We start from the raw sequence: 2,038 nt of genomic DNA on the forward strand, positions 1-2,038 counted from the left end.
CTTAAGCGCTTAAAAAGAAATTTAACCTTCTAGCTTAAATTTATCCTTTTTGGTGCTTGGCAAATTTTAAAAAAGGATAACAAATGAAAAAACTACTTCTTACCTCTTTAGTTGCCCTAGGCCTTAGCGTTAGCGCAAATGCTGCTGACAAGTCAAAAACAATAATCGTCGGTGCTACACCTATCCCACATGCTGAAATTTTAGAGGTTGTAAAGCCTATTTTGGCAAAAGATGGCTACACACTTGAGATCAAAGAATTTAACGACTATACCACGCCAAACCTTGCGACAGAGGACGGCGACCTTGACGCAAACTTCTTTCAACACATCCCATATCTTGAAGAATTTAACAAAAACAAAGGCACTCACCTTGTAAAAACAGTTGGCGTGCACCTCGAGCCAATGGGCGTTTACTCTAAAAAGATCAAAGACATAAAAGATCTAAAAGATGGCGCAGTGGTCTCTATCCCAAATGACCCAACAAACGAGAGCCGCGCACTTGACATCGTAGCTAGCGCTGGACTTATCAAGCTAAATGACAACCCGCTAAAAACTCCGCTTGATATAGTTGATAACCCTAAAAAGCTTAAATTTGAAGAGATCGAGGCTGCTCAAGTGCCAAGAACGCTTGATGACGTTACTATCGCAGTTATCAACACAAACTACGCGCTAAATGCAAATTTAAATCCAACAAAAGACGCGCTTGTGATCGAGGGTAAAGATAGCCCATACGTAAATTACGTAGTTGTTAAAGCTGGCAACGAGAACAGCCCTAAGATAAAAGCGCTTGATAAAGCTATCAACTCACCAGAAGTTAAGAAATTTATCGAGACAAAGTATAACGGCGCTATCATCCCAGCGTTTTAATTAAATTTATAAAAAGCGACGTAAAAGCTTTTACCTTTTTAGCGTCGCTTCAAATCAAATCAAAAAAGGAAAAACAATGAAATTTATCAAACTTTTAACCGCATCTTTAGTTGCTCTAAGCCTTCATGCAGCCGACAAAGACCACACTATCACTGTTGGCGTCTCACCTGTGCCACACGCTGAAATTTTAGAATTTGTAAAACCAAAGCTAAAAGATAAGGGCTATGACCTTGTTATATCTGAAATTTCAGACTATTCGATACCAAATGTCGCCACAGAAGATGGCAGCTTAGACGCAAATTTCTTTCAACATTTGCCATATCTTGAGGAGCAAAACAAGGCTAGAGGCCTGCATCTTGTAAGTGTTGCGAGCGTGCATGTCGAGCCACTTGGCTTTTACTCTAAAAAGATAAAAAACATAAAAGATCTAAAAGATGGCTCAAAAGTGGCGATCGCTTACGATCCGTCAAATGGCAACAGAGCGCTTAGAATTTTAGAAAAAGCTGGTCTTATAGAGATCGATAAAAACGTAAAAGTTGCAACTGTAAATGACATAACTAAAAATCCTAAGAATTTACAATTTGTCGAGTTAGAAGGTGCTCAGATCCCAAGAACGCTTGATGATGTGGATATCGCTGCTATTAGTACAAATTTCGTCCTTGATCTTGGCATGAGCGTGGCAAAAGACGCACTTTTACTTGAAGACGCCAACAGCCCTTATGCAAACATCATCGTCACAAGAGCTGGCAATGAGAATAATCCTAAGATCAAAGCTTTAGTTGATGCGGTGCTTAGCCCTGATACTAAAAATTTCATCATCACTCGCTACAAAGGCGAGGTTATACCTGCATTTTAAAAACGGGGCGAGCTTTCGCCCTATCTATCTTTTTTGAGTTAAATTTTTATTTGCTTTGTCATACAAAAATATTATTAAAATCAATAAAAAATGGATATATAAGAACATCAAATTTAAAGCCTCTATAAACAAACATATCAATGAAATCAGAGAAGAATTTGGTACAAGTTGGCATATAAAATAAAATAAAACTTATGCTTCTAATGGCAAAAACAAAAAATAATATTGGCGTTATCAATAAAAAAATATAAAAATATTCTTTTGCATATATGTATATAAATATCAAAAAGCAGCCTGAAAGAATTATCATAAGATG

General features: G+C 37.1%; 2 protein-coding genes. Both read left to right on the forward strand.

All coding sequences use genetic code 11. From position 1 onward, the window contains the following. Window positions 1-83: 83 nt before the first annotated feature. On the forward strand, window positions 84-866 hold the full coding sequence (locus tag Q0296_RS03715; protein ID WP_298036673.1) for a MetQ/NlpA family ABC transporter substrate-binding protein: 783 nt from the start codon (window positions 84-86) through the stop codon (window positions 864-866). A 76-nt stretch (window positions 867-942) separates the two neighbouring features. Continuing rightward, entirely contained in the window at window positions 943-1,722 is a 780-nt protein-coding gene (locus Q0296_RS03720) for a MetQ/NlpA family ABC transporter substrate-binding protein (RefSeq protein ID WP_298036676.1), read from the forward strand. Window positions 1,723-2,038: the final 316 nt, after the last annotated feature.

It is taken from the genome of uncultured Campylobacter sp. (assembly GCF_937890585.1).
Classification (GTDB): Bacteria; Campylobacterota; Campylobacteria; order Campylobacterales; family Campylobacteraceae; genus Campylobacter_A.

What these genes read in the sequence shown, in the direction of transcription:
- Q0296_RS03715 (WP_298036673.1), top strand. Translation starts at nt 84, where the DNA reads ATGAAAAAACTACTTCTTACCTCTTTAGTTGCCCTAGGCCTTAGCGTT.
- Q0296_RS03720 (WP_298036676.1), top strand. Translation starts at nt 943, where the DNA reads ATGAAATTTATCAAACTTTTAACCGCATCTTTAGTTGCTCTAAGCCTT.